Source organism: Delftia sp. RIT313, assembly GCF_000632165.1.
In the GTDB taxonomy this organism is placed as follows: Bacteria; Pseudomonadota; Gammaproteobacteria; order Burkholderiales; family Burkholderiaceae_C; genus Comamonas; species Comamonas acidovorans.
Genome location: NZ_JFYT01000058.1, coordinates 19,478 through 35,140 on the forward strand (window position 1 = coordinate 19,478; position 15,663 = coordinate 35,140).

Below are 15,663 nucleotides of genomic sequence, written 5' to 3' on the forward strand. Positions count from 1 at the left end.
GTTCTTGTGAATGAGAATGCGCGCCGGCCTCAGCCCTTGGCCAAAGCCCGTTCGCGGATGGCTGCAAAGTCGGCTGGTGGCTGGTGCAAGTCCAGCCGCGCACCGGCCTTGGCGATCTGGCTGGCCGTGTCATGGCCGATCAGCGCGGGCAGGCTGCGCGCGGCCGCGACGATCTGCGCCAGGTCCACGCCGGTGTCGTAGCCCATGAGCTGCAGCGCGTGGACGATGTCCTCGGTGCAGGCATTGCCCGATGCGCCGGGCGCGTAGGGGCAGCCGCCCAGGCCGCCGATGGAGGCATCGAAGCGGTCGCCGCCCGCCTCGATCGAGGCCAGCACATTGCCCAGGGCCATGCCGCGTGTGTTGTGGAAGTGCAGGGTCAGTCCCAGTTGCGGCCAGCGCTGCCGGAAGGCGGCCACCATGGCACGCACCTGGGTCGGGAAGGCCATGCCCGTGGTGTCGCACAGCGTGATGCCCTGCACGCCCAGGTCGGCAAAGCGCTGCACCCAGTCGAAGACTTCCTGCTGCGGCACATCGCCCTCCATGGGGCAGCCAAAGCAGCACGACAGCGAGACGTTGACGGGCACGCCCGCCTGCTGCGCCGTGGCAACGACCTGGGCCAGCGCCGCGAACGACTGGCTGCGCTGCATGCGCAGGTTGCACAGATTGTGCGTCTCGCTGACCGACATGACCAGGTTGAGCTCGTCCGTGCGCGCCTCGATGGCGCGCTCGGCGCCGCGGGCATTGGGCACCAGGGCGGTGTAGACGGTGCCGGGGCGGCGCTCTATCTCGCGCATGACGATCTCGCCATCGCGCAGCGCGGGAATGGCCGTGGGCGAGACAAAGGCCGTGACCTCGATCTTGGACAGGCCGGCCTGCGACAGCGCATTGACCAGGGCGATCTTGTCCTCGGTGGGGACAAAGGCCTGCTCCATCTGCAGCCCGTCGCGCGTGCCGACCTCGTTGAAGAAAACGCGGCGGCCCGCGCCCTGCCAGACATCCGTGGGGTGGACGGCATTCATTGGATCACTCCCTTGCTGCGCAGCAGCGCAATCTGTTGGGCCGTGAGGCCGGCCTCGGCCAGCACGGCATCGGTGTCATCGCCCACATGGGGCGCACTGCTGCGCACCGTGCCGGGCGTGAGCGAGAGCTTGGGGACGATGCCCGGCACCTCGATGTCGTCTCCGTCGCGCGTGTGCTGGCTGAGGATCATGTCGCGGGCGCGGTAGTGCGGGTCCTCGGCAATGTCCTTGGCCGTGTAGACCTTGCCGGCCGGCACGCGCGCGGCGGCCAGCTGGTCCATCACGGCCTGCACGCTCTGCGAGCGCGTCCAGCCGCCGATGACGGCGTCGATCTCGGCGATGCGCGCCACGCGGCCCGCGTTGTCGGCCAGTTGCGGATCGTCGGCCAGGTCCTGGCGGCCGATGGTGGCCATCAGGCGCTTGAAGATGGAGTCGCCATTGCCGGCCACCAGCACCCAGCCGTCCTGGCAGGGATAGGCGTTGGACGGCGCAATGCCTGGCAGCGCACTGCCGGCCGCCTCGCGCACGGCACCGAAGGCGCTGTATTCGGGCAGCAGGCTTTCCATGACGTTGAACACGGCCTCGTGCAGGGCCACGTCGATGACCTGGCCGGCACCGCCGTTCACCTTGCGGTGGTACAGGGCCATCATCACGCCGATCACTCCATGCAGCGCGGCCAGCGTGTCGCCAATCGAGACGCCCACGCGCACCGGCACGCGGCCGGGCTCGGCCGTCAGGTGGCGCAGGCCGCCCATGGCCTCGCCGATCACGCCAAAGCCCGGCAGGTCGCGGTAGGGGCCGGTCTGGCCGTAGCCCGAGATGCGCAGGATGACCAGGCCAGGGTTGAGCGCATGCAGCTCTTCGGGCGACATGCCCCAGCCTTCCAGCGTGCCGGGACGGAAGTTCTCGACCAGCACATCGGCCTCGGCGATCAGGCGCCGCGCGATGTCCTGGCCCTCCTGCTGGCGCAGGTCCAGCGCCACCGAACGCTTGTTGCGCGACTGCACCTGCCACCAGACCGAGGTGCCGTTCTTGATCAGGCGCCAGTTGCGCAGCGGATCGCCCGCGCCCGGCGCCTCGATCTTGACCACGTCGGCGCCGAACTCGCCCAGCGTCTTGCCGCAGAACGGCCCTGCAATCAATTGCCCCATCTCGACCACGCGCACACCGTTGAGTGCGCCGGGGGTGGGAACCAGCCTTGTCTGTTGTGTCATGGGTTAGCGCTTCCTCTTTGTCTCCTGCGGCCAGCCTCCGATGGCATTGCCGCGGCGCCGATCTTGCCGCCGTCCGCGCCGGCCGCAAAACGCTCAAGCGCGACGCTGCCATCGCAAACCGGCATGGCAGAACCCGGTCAGGCGGGGCCGGGAGATAATCGCCACCCCATGAAACTCGACCCGATTTCGCTGCGCCTGTTCGTGGCCGTGATGGAGGAAAGCGCCATCGCCCGCGCTGCCGCACGCGAACACATCGCCCCCTCGGCCGCCAGCCGCCGGCTGGCCGAGCTGGAGAGCCAGCTGCAGGTGGAGCTGTTCACCCGCAGCAACCGCGGCAGCGTACCCACGGCCGCCGCCTATGCACTGCTGAACATGGCGCGCGGCGTGCTCAATGACCTGGACGGCATCGGCGAGCAGATGCGCGAGTACGGCAGCGGCCTGCGCGGCCATGTGCGTGTGATGGCCAACATCTCGGCCATCACCCAGTTCCTGCCCTCGCAGCTGCAGCGCTTCCTGGACCAGCACCCGCATGTGGACGTGCGCCTGCAGGAGCGCGTGAGCAGCGACATCGCACGCGCCGTGGCCGACAACGAGGCCGACATCGGCATCCTCAACCAGGGCAGCTACGGAGAGAAGATCCGCCTGCGCCCGTACCGGCGCGATCGCCTCATCGTCATCGTGCCCCAAGGCCATGCGCTGGTACGGCGGCGCTCGCTGCGGCTGGCCCAGGTGCTGGACCATGACCTGGTGGGCATGCACGCCGGCAGCGCGCTCAACCACCAGATCACGCGCGCCGCGGCCGACCTGGGCCTGCAGCCCCGGCTGCGCATGAAGGTCACGGGCTATGACGCGCTGTGCCTGATGGTGGCCTCGGGCCTGGGCGTGGGCATCCTGCCCGAAGGCAGCGCACGCCTGTACCTGGGCGCCCTGCCGCTGCGCTGCATTGCGCTGGACGAGCCCTGGGCCGAGCGCCAGCTGATGCTGTGCGTGCGCTCGCAAGAGGCACTGCCGCCAGTGGCGCAGTTGCTGGTCGAACACCTGTGCGAACCCTGATCCCCATGCTTGCCTTCAAACCCATCCCCCCGGCCCCTCTGCCAGAGCAGGCCGTTGCACGGACCTGGGACATCTTCTGCCAGGTCATAGACAACTTTGGCGACATCGGCGTGTGCTGGCGCGCGGCGGCCGACCTGGCCTCACGCGGCCAGCGCGTGCGGCTGTGGATGGACGACGCCAGCGCCCTGGCCTGGATGGCTCCCCGACCGCACCCGGCCGGACTCAGCGTCCATGGCTGGCCCACGCAGGCGCAGGACGTCCCGCAGTCCATGGGCGATGTGGTCATCGAGGCTTTCGGCTGCGAGATTCCGCCGCCCTTTCTGGCAGCCATCGCGCGCCGGGCACCGCTGTGGATCAACCTCGAATACCTGTCGGCAGAGGACTATGTGGAGCGCTGCCACCGCCTGCCCTCGCCGCTGATGTCGGGGCCGGCTGCGGGACTGACGCGCTGGTTCTTCTACCCGGGTTTCACGGTCGCCACGGGCGGCCTGCTGCGCGAGCCGGACCTGGCCGCGCGCCAGGCAGCTTTTGCTTCCGAGGGCCGGCAGGCCTGGCGCACACGCCACGGCATAGGCTCCGGCGATTGCGCCATCTCGCTGTTCTGCTACGAACCTCCTGCCCTGCCTCAATGGCTGGCCCAACTGCATGCAGCACCCCCTGCGCCGCAGGCCACGCATTTGCTGGTGACCCCGGGGCGCGCAGCCGCCGCCGTGCAACAGGCCATGGCCAGCGTGCCCGCCACGGAACAAGGCGCGGTGACCCGGCATGCGCTGCAGCCCTGCCCCCAACCTCAGTTCGACGAAATGCTCTGGGCCTGCGACCTGAACCTGGTGCGTGGCGAGGATTCGCTGGTACGCGCGCTGTGGGCGGGCCAGCCGCTGGTCTGGCACATCTATCCCCAGCACGACGACGCCCATCACGACAAGCTCGACGCCTTTCTTGACTGGCTGCAGGCACCAGCCAGCCTGCGCGCCTTCCACCATGCCTGGAACGGCATGGCACCGGCAAGCACCCTGCCCGCAATCACGCCTGCGCTGCTGCAGCAATGGCAGGAATGCGTGCAGGCGGCACGCCTGCGGCTGCTGCAACAGACCCCATTGATTGAGCAGCTACAAGCTTTCGTGACCGAAAAAAGCTAGAATGCACGTTTTGCCTCCCTGGAGGCGCCGCTGCGGGCGACCGCCAGCCGGCCGCCATCGACCAACCAGGGTTGCACCCGCCGCGGAACTGCGGCAGGCGCACCGTCCCAGCGACTTCGCTTGCCTGCCCTGTTGAGCGGCTCAACCTCAGCCAAGCAAGCTATGAAAATCGCTCAAGAAATCCGCGCCGGCAACGTGATCATGCACGGCAAGGACCCGATGATCGTCCTGAAGACCGAATACGCTCGCGGTGGCCGCGGCGCCGCCACCGTCCGCATGAAGCTCAAGTCCCTGCTGGGCAACATGGGCACCGAAGTCGTCTTCAAGGCCGACGACAAGATCGACAACGTGATCCTGGACAAGAAGGAGTGCACCTACTCCTACTTCGCCGATCCGATGTACGTGTGGATGGATGCCGACTTCAACCAGTACGAAGTGGAAGCCACCAACATGGGTGACGCCATCAACTACCTGGAAGACGGCATGGAAGCCGAAGTCGTGTTCTACGACGGCAAGGCCATCTCCTGCGAACTGCCCACTTCCGTGGAACGCGAAATCACCTGGACCGAACCCGCCGTCAAGGGCGACACATCGGGCAAGGTGCTCAAGCCTGCCAAGATTGCCACCGGCTTCGAAGTGCCCGTGCCCCTGTTCGTGAGCCAGGGCGACAAGATCGAAATCGACACTCGCACGGGCGAGTACCGCAAGCGCGTCTAAACAACGCTTGCAGTTCCCCCTGCGAAGCCCCTGGCAGTCTCTGCCAGGGGCTTTTTCTTTGGGCGCGCGGTATCCACGCAGATATTTACCCGGATTTAATTGACTTGTGAATTTTACCCGGCTAATATCTGCCGCATGACTACCGACTCTTGCATGGCGGGCGCCGAGCCCGCACCCAGCTACACCATCTTCCAGGGCCATGGCCGCCTGCTCCAGGGGGACAGGCCTGCCGTCCTGCAGTTCCTGCAAAGCCATGAACAACAGGCGCAGGGCAGTGGATCGGCACCGCCGTTGTGGGTTTTCGACGACCACAGCGGCATGCGGCTGGACCTGGACTGGCGCAGCGAACTGGCCGCATCGCCCGCACCCGGTCAAGCCGCCGCCCCGCGCAGCGTGGGCCGCCCCAAGCTGGGCGTGGTGGCACGCGAAGTCACCTTGCTGCCACGGCACTGGGAATGGCTCAACCGCCAGCCCGGCGGCGCCTCCGGCGCACTGCGCAGGCTGGTGGACGAGGCGCGCGGCAAGCATGCCGCACAGGATACCGTGCGCGCCGCCACCGAAGCCGTCTACCGCTTCATGAGCGAGATGGCGGGCGACCTGCCCCATTTCGAGGACGCCAGCCGCGCCCTGTTTGCACGCCAGGCCGAAGCCTTTGCACAGCACACCGCCACCTGGCCCGAGGATGTGCGAAGCTATCTGCAGCAACTGGGCGGCCCCGTGTGGGCGGACTCACCTGCGGCGCCAGCCCAGGACTGAAGACCTGACCCGGCCCGACCTCACTGCTTTTCTCGTCGCATTACCAGACACAACATGACGAAATCAACCGAACCCCTGCCCCAGGCCGCCGCGCCTGCCGCATCCAGCCACGGCGGGCCGCCCATTGCCGGCAGCCAGCCGTTGTGGCGCACCTTTCTGGTGTTCCTGGGCCCCATGGTGCTGGCCAACATCCTGCAATCGCTGTCGGGCACCATCAACAGCGTCTTCATCGGCCAGATGCTGGGCGTGCAGGCGCTGGCCGCCGTCGCGGCCTTCTTTCCGGTGATGTTCCTCTTCATCGCCTTCGTGATCGGCCTGGGCGCGGGCTCCTCGGTGCTGATCGGCCAGGCCTACGGCGCGCGCATGCATGACAAGCTGCGCGCGATTGCAGGCACGGCCATGTGCATAGGACTGCTGTTTGGCGCCATCGTGGCCCTGTTCGGCGGGCTGTTCACCGAGCCGCTGATGCGATTGCTGGGCACGCCGCCCGACATCATGGAGCAGGCCACGCTGTACTCGCGCATCGTGCTGCTGGGCATGCCGGGGCTGTTCGTGTTCCTGCTGGCCACCTCGCTGCTGCGCGGCGTGGGCGACACGGTCTCGCCCATGCTGGCCCTGCTGATCTCCACGGGCACGGGCCTGGCCTGCACCCCGGCGCTGATCGCGGGCTGGGCCGGCCTGCCGCGCCTGGGCGTGGCCAGCGCGGGCGTGTCCATGATCCTGGGCTTCACCCTGGCGCTGGCCTGGCTGGGCTGGCGGCTGCGCCGCATCGGCAGCCCGCTGGCGCCCAATGCCGCGCTGTGGAAGGCCATGCGCATTGACCGGACCCTGCTCAAGAGCATCCTGCGCGTGGGCATTCCCACGGGCGTGCAGATGATTGCCTCGTCCATGGCCGGGCTGGTCGTCGTGTCGCTGGTCAACGGCTTCGGCTCCAGCGCCACGGCCGCCTATGGTGCGGTCAACCAGATCAACTCGTTTGCGCAGTTTCCCGTGATCTCGGTCGCCATCACGGCCTCCATCCTCGGAGCCCAGGCCATCGGCGCGGGCCGCAGCGAGCGCCTGGGAGCCATCACGGCCACGGCCATCCGCATGAACCTGGCATTGGGCGCCGCCCTGGCCCTGATCGGCAGCCTGTTCGCACGGCCGCTGCTGGGCATGTTCATCACCGACGAGCAGGTGCTGGTACTGGCCATCGAGCTGCTGTACATCGTGCTGTGGAGCGGCCTGCTGCTGGGCTGCTTCATTGCCCTGTCGTCCATCATGCGTGCCAGCGGCGATGTGGTCATTCCCACGGCCATCACCATCACGGTGCTCGCCGTGCTGGAGCTGCCCATGGCCTGGTGGCTGAGCCGCGGCTTCGGGCTGATGGGGATCTGGATGGCGCTTCCGCTGTCCTACACCCTGACGCTGTGCCTTCAGACCGCCTACTACAAGCTGGTCTGGAAGAAGCGCCCGATCCGCCGCATGGTGTAGGGCGTGCGCCATGCAAAACAGGCTTCCCGAGGGAAGCCTGTTTTTTGGGGTGGGCAAGGCGTCAGGCGTTCAGGTCCAGCACCACGCGCCCTTCGATCTTGCCTTCATGCATGCGCGCAAAGATGTCGTTGATGTTCTCCAGCCGGTCGGTGGACACGGTGGCCTTGACCTTGCCCATGGCCGCGAAGTCCAGCGACTCCTGCAGGTCCAGCCGCGTGCCCACGATGGAGCCGCGCACGGTCACGCCGCTGAGCACCATGTTGAAGATGGGCAGCGGGAAGCTCCCGGGCGGCAGGCCGTTGAGCGACACCGTGCCGCCGCGCCGCACCATGCCCAGCGCCTGCTCGAAGGCCTTGGGCGATACCGCCGTCACCAGGGCGCCGTGTGCGCCGCCAATCTCCTTTTTCAGGTAGGCCGCAGGGTCCGTGGTCATGGCATTGACCGTGACCTGTGCGCCCAGGCGCCTGGCCAGCGCCAGCTTGTCGTCATCCACATCCACCGCCGCCACATTCAGGCCCATGGCCTTGGCGTACTGCACGGCCATGTGGCCCAGGCCGCCGATGCCCGAGATCACCACCCAGTTGCCGGGTTTGGTGTCGGTGACCTTCAGGCCCTTGTAGACGGTGACGCCCGCGCACAGCACGGGAGCGATCTCGATCAGGTCCACGCTGCCGGGCAGCAGGCCCACGAAATTGGCATCGGCCAGCGCGTACTGCGCAAAGCCGCCGTTGACGGAGTAGCCGGTGTTCTTTTGCTGCTCGCACAGCGTCTCCCAGCCGCCCAGGCAATGCTCGCAATGGCCGCAGGCCGTGTACAGCCAGGGAATGCCGACGCGGTCGCCCTCCTTCACATGGGTGACGCCCGCGCCCACGGCGGCCACATAGCCCACGCCTTCGTGGCCGGGGATGAAAGGCGGATTGGGCTTGACGGGCCAGTCGCCCTGCGCCGCGTGCAGGTCGGTATGGCAGACGCCGCAGGCCTCGATCTTCACCAGCACATGGCCGGGATCGGGCCTGGGCACCTGGACTTCCTCGATGGTGAGCGGCTTGCCAAACTCCCGCACCACGGCGGCCTTCATGGTCCTGTTCATTCGCGCCATCCTTTCTTTGCGTCAAAGTAGGTACAGCATTTCAGCGAAGCGACCTGAACGCCTTGATCAAAATCAGGCCTTGGACCATCAAGGACAAAAAAAGCGGGCAAGGAAAACCTTGCCCGCTTTTCAGGGATGCGAATGCAGGCCTTACACAGGCTGGCCCACCAGGTCGTGACCCTGCGTGCCCACGATGCGCGCCTTCACGAAGTCGCCCACCTTGTAGGTCTTGCTGGCCTTCTCGGGCGGCAGCAGATGCACCAGGCCGTCGATCTCGGGGGCATCGGCATAGCTGCGGCCCACGCCACCCTTCTTGCCCAGGCCCACGGACTTGTCCACCAGCACCTGCATGGTCTGGCCCACGCGCTTTTGCAGGCGCGCAGTGGAAACCTCTTCGGCCACGGCCATGAAGCGCGCGCGGCGCTCCTCACGCACTTCCAGGGGCAGCATGCCGGGAATCTCGTTGGCGGCAGCGCCTTCGACCGGGCTGTAGGCAAAGCAGCCCGCGCGGTCGATCTGCGCCTCGCGCAGGAACTGCAGCAAGTGCTCGAACTCCTGCTCGGTCTCGCCGGGGAATCCCGCGATGAAGGTGGAACGGATCACCAGGTCCGGGCAGATTTCGCGCCAGCGCTGCAGGCGCTCCAGGTTCCTCTCGCCGTTGGCGGGGCGCTTCATGCGCTTCAAGACATCGGGATGGCTGTGCTGGAAAGGCACGTCCAGATAGGGCAGCACGCGGCCCGTGGCCATGAACGGAATGATCTCGTCCACGCTGGGGTACGGATAGACATAGTGCAGGCGCACCCAGGCGCCATAGGGCTCGGCGATCTCGGCCAGCGTCTGCACCAGTTCGAGCATGCGCGTCTTCACCGGCTTGCCGTCCCAGAAGCCCGTGCGGTACTTCACGTCCACGCCATAGGCCGAGGTGTCCTGGCTGATCACCAGCAGCTCCTTGACGCCGCCCTCGAACAGCGCACGCGCCTCCTTGAGCACATCGCCCACGGGACGCGAGACCAGGTCGCCGCGCATGGAGGGAATGATGCAGAAGGTGCAGCGGTGGTTGCAGCCCTCGGAAATCTTCAGGTAGGCGTAGTGCCTGGGCGTGAGCTTGATGCCCGCCTCGCCAAAGGCGCCCGGCACCAGGTCGATGAAGGGATCGTGCGGCTTGGGCAGATGGGTGTGGACGGCGTTCATCACCTCCTGCGTGGCGTGCGGCCCGGTCACGGCCAGCACGCTGGGGTGCACTTCCTGGATCAGGTTGCCGCCATCCTTGCCCGCCTTGGCACCCAGGCAGCCCGTGACGATGACCTTGCCGTTCTCGGCCAGCGCCTCGCCAATGGTGTCCAGGCTCTCGCGCACGGCGTCATCGATGAAGCCGCAGGTGTTGACGATCACCAGGTCAGCGCCCTCGAAGGTCTTGGAGGTCTGGTAGCCCTCGGCGCTGAGCTGGGTAAGGATGAGTTCGGAGTCCGTGAGTGCCTTTGGGCACCCGAGGGATACCATACCTATACGGGGCAGCCGATCCACTTTGACAGCAGTTTCATTCATGGGAAAAACTTCTAAAGGTCTTGTCTATAGCTACCTGCGGTTCTCGGACCCCAAGCAGTCAACGGGGAGCAGCACGGACAGGCAGCTGGCATACGCGGAAAAATGGGCCTCAGAGCACGGCCTGCAGCTCGACAGCAGCCTGACCCTCCGCGACGAGGGCCTGAGCGCTTACCACCAGCAGCACATTAAAAGTGGTGCGCTCGGGGTGTTCCTGCGGGCCGTGGAGGACGGGCGTGTACCGCATGGATCTGTGCTGATCGTGGAGGGGCTGGACCGCCTCTCTCGCGCAGAGCCCATCCAGGCTCAGGCGCAACTGGCCCAGATTGTAAATGCGGGCATCACTGTGGTCACAGCGAGCGACGGAAAGGCCTACAGCCGCACACGGCTCAAAGAAAACCCCATGGATCTGGTCTACAGCCTGCTGGTGATGATCCGCGCGCACGAAGAAAGCGACACGAAGAGCAAGCGGGTCAAGGCCAGCATCAGACGCCTGTGCGAAGGATGGCAGAACGGCACGTACCGGGGACGAGTGCGCCAGGGACATGACCCCGAATGGATCAAGGAGACAGAAACGGGGTGGGAAATCGACCCCGAGCGTGCAGCGGCTGTGCGCAGGGCCGTTGAGCTGTACACGCAAGGGCACGGGGGCAAAGGCATCGTGCAGCGGCTCGATGCCGAAGGGTTGCGGCTGTACTCGACAACGCCAGTCAACGTCACAACCCAGGTCTATCGCATCATCAAGATGCCCCAGCTCGCGGGCATCAAGCCAGTGAGTCTTGACGGCGAGGAATACCAGCTCAAGGGCTACTATCCCGCCGTCCTGAGTGCAGGTGAGTGGACTGAGCTGCAGCGGGTAGCCGCGCAAAGCGGCCGCCGGCGGGTCAAGGGCGATCTGCCCCACATCATCACCGGCCTCGGCATTACCGTGTGCGGCTACTGCGGCCGGCCCATGTCTGGCCAGCACCTGGCCACAAAGAAGCGCCTGCCCGATGGGCGAATACGGGACGGATACCGGCGGCTGCTCTGCGCCTCGGCTGCGGCCTATGGCGGTGGATGCGCAGTATTTGGGAGCACCAGCGTGGCGCCGGTAGAGCGTGCCATCATGTCCTATTGCAGCGACATAGTGAACCTGCAGGCGCTGTATGGGGCGGACCGCAGCCAGGTGCCGCGCGCCCAGGTGGCAGCAGCCCGCCGGGAAGTGGACCAGATCAGCGTCCAGCTTGACAAGCTCACCGACGCGATGCTGGCCAGCGCCGACGAGGGCACGCCGGCAGTTTTCGCTCGGCGCGCTCGCCAGTTGGAGGTTGATCTGGCCGGTGCTCAAGCTAGGCTGCAAGCCGCCGAACTGGACCTGGCAGGCGCGGCGCGCACAGAAGTCAGCAGCGCCGATGCCGCTTGGCGCGCTCTAGCTGTCGGCGTGGAGGCTCAAGAGATTGAGCCCAGACTGCAGGCCCGTCAGCTTATCGCAGACACCTTTGAGCGGATCGTAGTGTACGCGCGAGGCGTCAATCCAAACCCAGCCGCCTCTGAGAGGGAATACAAAATTGACCTTGTGCTAATAGCACGCGGCGGTATAGCAAGACTTATAACAGTCGATAGACAGGGGAATTGGATTGCGGGGGAGCAAAGCGCTAAAACAGACTAATTTCATAAATACCGCCCTACTCCAAACAAAAAATACCTCACAAAATTATTTTCACTTTAATTCTCAGAGCATCAATGAGGAATACGATCCAACCCACCAAGATCGGCATCTAGCGTCCATACTCTGACACGACTCATACTGTGTCTTTCGCAAAGAGTCTCCCATTCTTTCTTTATAGACAAATCCCCCACGCCCATTCCATGAGTAGCAGCCTCTGTAAAGCAATCCAACCATCCGAGCACTTCGTTATTTGTTGGGAAATTTATTGGCTTCCATGGTGCTTCGTCGTTTAATGCCTGGCGAACGTTATCAACAAATCGCTTAGCGACACTACGTCTTTGCGCCCCATTGGCTAATTGCGCTATATGATTTCCAGTTTCGACAATCGCCGCCATCGGTATGAAAAGATGATCTTCAGCTTCAATAAGCCGCTCCAACTCTTTATAAACATCTTCCCAGTCATTATTCATTCCCGGCACATTAAGAATATTTAAGAAGACCGAAGTATCAACAATCACAATAGCGCTCATCTTTCCTCTCCATCATTTTGCGCCTTTAAAGATTCAAGCCAAGCCTGTGCCTTCATTTTTCTAGAACGTGGTCCTTTGTGATTTTTAACAAACCTCTCTAGCGTCCCCGACGTCATTAGTTGACCCAGTGGTCCTTGTATTAGAAGATCTGGAACATCAGGAATATTGTGCATGCGGATCAGTTTACTATCTCCACCAGATGGATCACGATAGCAAAAAACCACGTCAGGAACAGCGACATCAGGCAGTGCATCCAGCATTGCTGGATTATGCGTAGACAATAAAACTCTCAGCTTTCTACGCTCAGCAATGGCTCGAATACTATCCAGCAAATGCCGCGCTCGACTTGGATGCACACCGTTGTCGATTTCTTCAATAACCACTAGGCTTCCTTCAGTAGCAGATAGCATAGCTGCAGCCACAGCCAGCACCCGCAAGGTTCCATCTGATAGAAGTGAAGCGTCGTAATCTCTCGGGTTTCCCCCAAATGTCTCCTGAACTTGCACCATGACTTCACTTCGCGGCCCCCTTAGAAAACTCAATCCAGATATATCTTGCTCTGGCAAGCTCTGAATAAAGTCCAATATGTCTCTGCGCTGCGTCGCATATGGCTCATCCTGAGAATCAGAATCCTCCCCCCAAAGTCTATGCAAAACACTGGAGAGATTTGTTCCATCTCCGAGAAGCCTTTTATCAGTCGTGAAACTATATTCACGCATCCTAGCTGGCACAGGATCTAAAAATAGAATATTTGACAAAATATTCTGATATCGCTTGGCTACTTTCGGAATGACTTCCTGTGCTTTTTTATGCCCCGCACCAAATCTAGCAGCGCTCTCAAATTGAACGAATACGGCCATTTGATCGCTAACTGTAACGTGCGGTTTATTTCCTCCTGTCGCGAAATTATTATATGCAACGCCCGCATCAGTACTTAAATTAATCGACGGGCGATCCATTGTATAGAGCGGAACACGCTGAAAGTAGTCGTCGACTTTTTCGCTAGTTATATGCAATTCCCCATCTCGGAGGGATAATTGCATCTCCAACAAATTCCATTCACTATCATCTGTTCTACAGCCAAGCGTGAATTTCGTTTCCCCTTTATGACAGAGATCAGAGACTCTACCACGGACAACACGATCAGCCTTATTTACCTCATACTGAATAGATGTGAGTTTTTGTCCTTGAGCAAGCCAAGAAAGCAAGCGAAGCGCCTCTATAGCATTACTTTTCCCGGCTGCATTTGCACCAATTAAAACGGTCAAAGGCCCCAGCGGCAACGTCGCCTCACGAAAACTCTTGAACTCTTTTAGACTGAACTCGATCAGCATCGCATTTATCCAAGGTTAGAAAATTAACGCCTATCATTATTTTTTTTGACAGAATCCTATGATCCGCAAAAAATTGATACAAGAGCATTACACTACAAATCACCAACAAAGGGAAACAGCAGAGTAGCTTGTCTTGACGGATAGCACACCTGATCACACGGTGCTCAGCAGTTCCTGAGAAGAATTTATCAACTAGTTTGCATGTGGGGGTGCAAGTTCATTGCTCACCGAGCATGACTTCGTTCATGGCCCGGCCTGCGATGTAAGCTCGCTCGCAAGCAAGCCCCCGCATCCGGGCGTCGTCAGCAATGCGCGCCAGTTCTCCCGCTCGCTCATCAGCGCGGCGCTGCAACTCGGCAAGCAGATCGAGGGCGCCGTTGTCTGGCGAGCACTGTCCGGCAGCGGCGCGAGCATTGGCGGCCGCACGGTGACGGGTGAGGTAGTCGGAGAGGTCGTCGCGCAGCCGGCCAGCAACAGCGCGGGCAGCAGCAGCGTCAGCTGCATCGCGCGCCTGCGCATGCTGCGCCTCACGGGTGATTGAGTCGAGATTTTCACGGTAGGTGCCTTCCAGTTTTCGATAGCGTTCGGAGGTATCGGCAGCCGCTGCAGCTGCGGCCGCGCGTTCGGTAGCCAGGTCGGCGCGGGCCTTGTCGGCGGCGCGCAAAGCGACCAGATGGCCTACGCTCTGCCACAGCAGCAGCGCGGCCAGCAACAGGGCGAGGAACTGCCAGGCGCGGGATTTGAGGAGTGCCAGCATCTAGACCTCCTGGATGCCCGCCAGTGTGTTTTTTCCGCTGACGGTGATCACGCGGTTCACGGGCTTGTCCGGCACGCGCGTGGACAGGTGCACCCAGTGCTTGCCGCCCACGCTCTCATAGATGATTTGCCCGATGCCGAGGGAGTTGACTTGAGGGGCCAGGGCCTTGGCCACGGCGTGCGGCGTGCCAAACTTCGGAGCGATGATGTCAGCTGCCGCTCCTATCGCGTGGTCGCTGCTTATGACGCCGCCAACGGCCGCATTGACAGCGCGCGAGCGGTAGCCGCTGGTCACGATGATTGGCACGCCCAGATGGGCGCGCACGCGCTCCAGCATCGCGGCCGTGAGCGCCAGGCGCTGCAGGGCCTCGGGCGTGGGCGTGTTGTCCAGGCCCTGGCGCTGCGCCGTGGCGCTGGCCGTGAGTTCAGCCAAGCTGAAATGGGGGGTCATACAGCACCCCCATCCTTTGGCGGCAGGCCCAGGCGCTTGCGCACCCACTCATTGAGCAACGGCCCGAGCGCGAACTGATCCCACGCCCGGAACACCCAGTCGGCCGCAGTCATCGAGAACATGCCGACAACGAAACCGGCCAGCCCCTCGGAAAGGCCTGTCGCCACCACGAAGTCAGGCGTACCGTAGTTGCTCGCCGCGATCCCGAGCACCAGCATTGCCCCCTTACGCGGCCATGTACCTTGCATCCACATAAGCGCTCCTGCACTGCCGAGAATCCCCGGCACTTTGGGTAGAAGTTGATCGAACCAGTTGTTGTCCATGTGCCCTCCTCCGGGCATGAAAAAACCCGCCGAGGCGGGTTGTGATGGGGTCGCGTTGTGTGCAGCTATTGCGTCGCCGCATAGTCGAACAGCTCTCCGAGCCGCTGCGTGATGTTGAGAGCCTGAGCAAGCAGCAGCACCGTGGGGCTGTCGTGCTCGATGTAGAGCGCGCCCTGCCAATCCACTTGCATCCTGTAGCGTGCGCCTGCATCCTCAACAGCGTCGATGACGGCCAGGATGTCCGACTCCTTGATCTCGCACAGATCCCAGAGAGCTAGCAACGCCTGGCGTTTTGTGACCCGGCGCGCCAGGCGCATGGCCTCAAGCTGAGCCTGCCTGCGTGCCTCTTCCTTTGCCTGCATTTCAGCCAACTCTTGGGCATCCAGCGGCACGGCTTCCCAGCCCCAGACATGCACGCCGTCGATCACGTCGAGCACAGATTTATGAGCCAGCTTTTGCGTGAGTCGGTCGTACTCAATGGTTGCTGCCGCCTCGGTGATCGGCGCGTAGCGAGGCAGCAGCCAGGGATTCGCCCAGTCGGGGTTTTCCTGCGCTATTGCATCCACACTCAACGGCCAATCATTCGTTTCCTTGTCTATGTAGTGCATCAGAATCTCT

At 63.2% G+C, this 15,663-nt stretch carries 16 protein-coding genes; 6 read left to right on the forward strand and 10 right to left on the reverse strand.

From position 1 onward, the window contains the following. Window positions 1-29: 29 nt before the first annotated feature. Window positions 30-1,019 carry a hydroxymethylglutaryl-CoA lyase gene (locus tag BW39_RS18130; RefSeq protein WP_034391949.1) on the reverse strand — a complete coding sequence of 330 codons (990 nt, stop codon included), beginning with the start codon at window positions 1,017-1,019 and terminating at the stop codon, window positions 30-32. Then, window positions 1,016-2,233: a CaiB/BaiF CoA transferase family protein gene (locus BW39_RS18135; protein ID WP_043823498.1), complete on the reverse strand. Its 1,218-nt coding sequence runs from the start codon at window positions 2,231-2,233 to the stop codon at window positions 1,016-1,018. Before BW39_RS18135 ends, BW39_RS18130 begins: the two co-directional genes overlap by 4 nt. A gap of 168 nt (window positions 2,234-2,401) precedes the next feature. On the opposite strand from BW39_RS18135, the gene BW39_RS18140 reads away from it, so the two are divergent. From BW39_RS18140 to BW39_RS18160, 5 genes are all read left to right on the forward strand, one after another. Continuing rightward, entirely contained in the window at window positions 2,402-3,286 is an 885-nt protein-coding gene (locus BW39_RS18140) for a LysR family transcriptional regulator (RefSeq protein WP_012204721.1), read from the forward strand. Between the two features lie 5 nt (window positions 3,287-3,291). Next, window positions 3,292-4,425 carry an elongation factor P maturation arginine rhamnosyltransferase EarP gene (earP, locus tag BW39_RS18145; protein WP_043823499.1) on the forward strand — a complete coding sequence of 378 codons (1,134 nt, stop codon included), beginning with the start codon at window positions 3,292-3,294 and terminating at the stop codon, window positions 4,423-4,425. 162 nt (window positions 4,426-4,587) lie between these two features. Beyond that, window positions 4,588-5,142: an elongation factor P gene (efp, locus tag BW39_RS18150; protein WP_012204719.1), complete on the forward strand. Its 555-nt coding sequence runs from the start codon at window positions 4,588-4,590 to the stop codon at window positions 5,140-5,142. A 153-nt stretch (window positions 5,143-5,295) separates the two neighbouring features. Continuing rightward, window positions 5,296-5,898, forward strand: a complete 603-nt coding sequence (locus BW39_RS18155; protein WP_043823500.1) for a DUF2239 family protein — start codon at window positions 5,296-5,298, stop codon at window positions 5,896-5,898. Between the two features lie 54 nt (window positions 5,899-5,952). Continuing rightward, a complete protein-coding gene (locus tag BW39_RS18160) occupies window positions 5,953-7,371 on the forward strand; it encodes an MATE family efflux transporter (RefSeq protein WP_043823501.1) in 1,419 nt (472 codons plus the stop codon). A gap of 61 nt (window positions 7,372-7,432) precedes the next feature. On the opposite strand, the gene adhP is transcribed toward BW39_RS18160, so the two are convergent. After that, window positions 7,433-8,461: an alcohol dehydrogenase AdhP gene (adhP, locus tag BW39_RS18165; RefSeq protein WP_034391942.1), complete on the reverse strand. Its 1,029-nt coding sequence runs from the start codon at window positions 8,459-8,461 to the stop codon at window positions 7,433-7,435. A 150-nt stretch (window positions 8,462-8,611) separates the two neighbouring features. Continuing rightward, window positions 8,612-10,006, reverse strand: coding sequence for a 30S ribosomal protein S12 methylthiotransferase RimO (rimO, locus tag BW39_RS18170; RefSeq protein WP_013803131.1), 1,395 nt, complete (start codon window positions 10,004-10,006; stop codon window positions 8,612-8,614). On the opposite strand from rimO, the gene BW39_RS18175 reads away from it, so the two are divergent. Next, the gene (locus BW39_RS18175; protein ID WP_081816238.1) at window positions 10,005-11,651 is read left to right on the forward strand and encodes a recombinase family protein; all 1,647 of its coding nucleotides are present in this window, start codon (window positions 10,005-10,007) and stop codon (window positions 11,649-11,651) included. The genes rimO and BW39_RS18175 overlap by 2 nt on opposite strands. Window positions 11,652-11,722: 71 nt before the next feature. On the opposite strand, the gene BW39_RS30455 is transcribed toward BW39_RS18175, so the two are convergent. The 6 genes from BW39_RS30455 to BW39_RS18195 all read right to left on the reverse strand — a co-directional run bounded on the left by BW39_RS30455 (window position 11,723) and on the right by BW39_RS18195 (window position 15,653). Next, a complete protein-coding gene (locus BW39_RS30455) occupies window positions 11,723-12,181 on the reverse strand; it encodes a hypothetical protein (RefSeq protein ID WP_081816239.1) in 459 nt (152 codons plus the stop codon). Continuing rightward, on the reverse strand, window positions 12,178-13,515 hold the full coding sequence (locus tag BW39_RS30460) for an AAA family ATPase (RefSeq protein WP_081816240.1): 1,338 nt from the start codon (window positions 13,513-13,515) through the stop codon (window positions 12,178-12,180). The genes BW39_RS30455 and BW39_RS30460 overlap by 4 nt, the downstream gene beginning before the upstream one ends. A 217-nt stretch (window positions 13,516-13,732) precedes the next feature. Next, window positions 13,733-14,272, reverse strand: a complete 540-nt coding sequence (locus BW39_RS30465; protein WP_081816241.1) for a DUF2514 family protein — start codon at window positions 14,270-14,272, stop codon at window positions 13,733-13,735. Continuing rightward, the gene (locus tag BW39_RS18185) at window positions 14,273-14,722 is read right to left on the reverse strand and encodes a D-Ala-D-Ala carboxypeptidase family metallohydrolase (protein WP_043823504.1); all 450 of its coding nucleotides are present in this window, start codon (window positions 14,720-14,722) and stop codon (window positions 14,273-14,275) included. It lies immediately after the preceding gene. After that, a complete protein-coding gene (locus BW39_RS18190; RefSeq protein WP_139223868.1) occupies window positions 14,719-15,045 on the reverse strand; it encodes a hypothetical protein in 327 nt (108 codons plus the stop codon). Before BW39_RS18190 ends, BW39_RS18185 begins: the two co-directional genes overlap by 4 nt. A gap of 65 nt (window positions 15,046-15,110) precedes the next feature. Then, window positions 15,111-15,653: a hypothetical protein gene (locus BW39_RS18195; protein ID WP_043823505.1), complete on the reverse strand. Its 543-nt coding sequence runs from the start codon at window positions 15,651-15,653 to the stop codon at window positions 15,111-15,113. Window positions 15,654-15,663: the final 10 nt, after the last annotated feature.

What these genes read in the sequence shown, in the direction of transcription:
- BW39_RS18130 (WP_034391949.1), bottom strand. Translation starts at nt 1,019, where the DNA reads ATGAATGCCGTCCACCCCACGGATGTCTGGCAGGGCGCGGGCCGCCGC.
- BW39_RS18135 (WP_043823498.1), bottom strand. Translation starts at nt 2,233, where the DNA reads ATGACACAACAGACAAGGCTGGTTCCCACCCCCGGCGCACTCAACGGT.
- BW39_RS18140 (WP_012204721.1), top strand. Translation starts at nt 2,402, where the DNA reads ATGAAACTCGACCCGATTTCGCTGCGCCTGTTCGTGGCCGTGATGGAG.
- earP (WP_043823499.1), top strand. Translation starts at nt 3,292, where the DNA reads ATGCTTGCCTTCAAACCCATCCCCCCGGCCCCTCTGCCAGAGCAGGCC.
- efp (WP_012204719.1), top strand. Translation starts at nt 4,588, where the DNA reads ATGAAAATCGCTCAAGAAATCCGCGCCGGCAACGTGATCATGCACGGC.
- BW39_RS18155 (WP_043823500.1), top strand. Translation starts at nt 5,296, where the DNA reads ATGGCGGGCGCCGAGCCCGCACCCAGCTACACCATCTTCCAGGGCCAT.
- BW39_RS18160 (WP_043823501.1), top strand. Translation starts at nt 5,953, where the DNA reads ATGACGAAATCAACCGAACCCCTGCCCCAGGCCGCCGCGCCTGCCGCA.
- adhP (WP_034391942.1), bottom strand. Translation starts at nt 8,461, where the DNA reads ATGAACAGGACCATGAAGGCCGCCGTGGTGCGGGAGTTTGGCAAGCCG.
- BW39_RS18175 (WP_081816238.1), top strand. Translation starts at nt 10,005, where the DNA reads ATGGGAAAAACTTCTAAAGGTCTTGTCTATAGCTACCTGCGGTTCTCG.
- rimO (WP_013803131.1), bottom strand. Translation starts at nt 10,006, where the DNA reads ATGAATGAAACTGCTGTCAAAGTGGATCGGCTGCCCCGTATAGGTATG.
- BW39_RS30455 (WP_081816239.1), bottom strand. Translation starts at nt 12,181, where the DNA reads ATGAGCGCTATTGTGATTGTTGATACTTCGGTCTTCTTAAATATTCTT.
- BW39_RS30460 (WP_081816240.1), bottom strand. Translation starts at nt 13,515, where the DNA reads ATGCTGATCGAGTTCAGTCTAAAAGAGTTCAAGAGTTTTCGTGAGGCG.
- BW39_RS30465 (WP_081816241.1), bottom strand. Translation starts at nt 14,272, where the DNA reads ATGCTGGCACTCCTCAAATCCCGCGCCTGGCAGTTCCTCGCCCTGTTG.
- BW39_RS18185 (WP_043823504.1), bottom strand. Translation starts at nt 14,722, where the DNA reads ATGACCCCCCATTTCAGCTTGGCTGAACTCACGGCCAGCGCCACGGCG.
- BW39_RS18190 (WP_139223868.1), bottom strand. Translation starts at nt 15,045, where the DNA reads ATGGACAACAACTGGTTCGATCAACTTCTACCCAAAGTGCCGGGGATT.
- BW39_RS18195 (WP_043823505.1), bottom strand. Translation starts at nt 15,653, where the DNA reads ATGCACTACATAGACAAGGAAACGAATGATTGGCCGTTGAGTGTGGAT.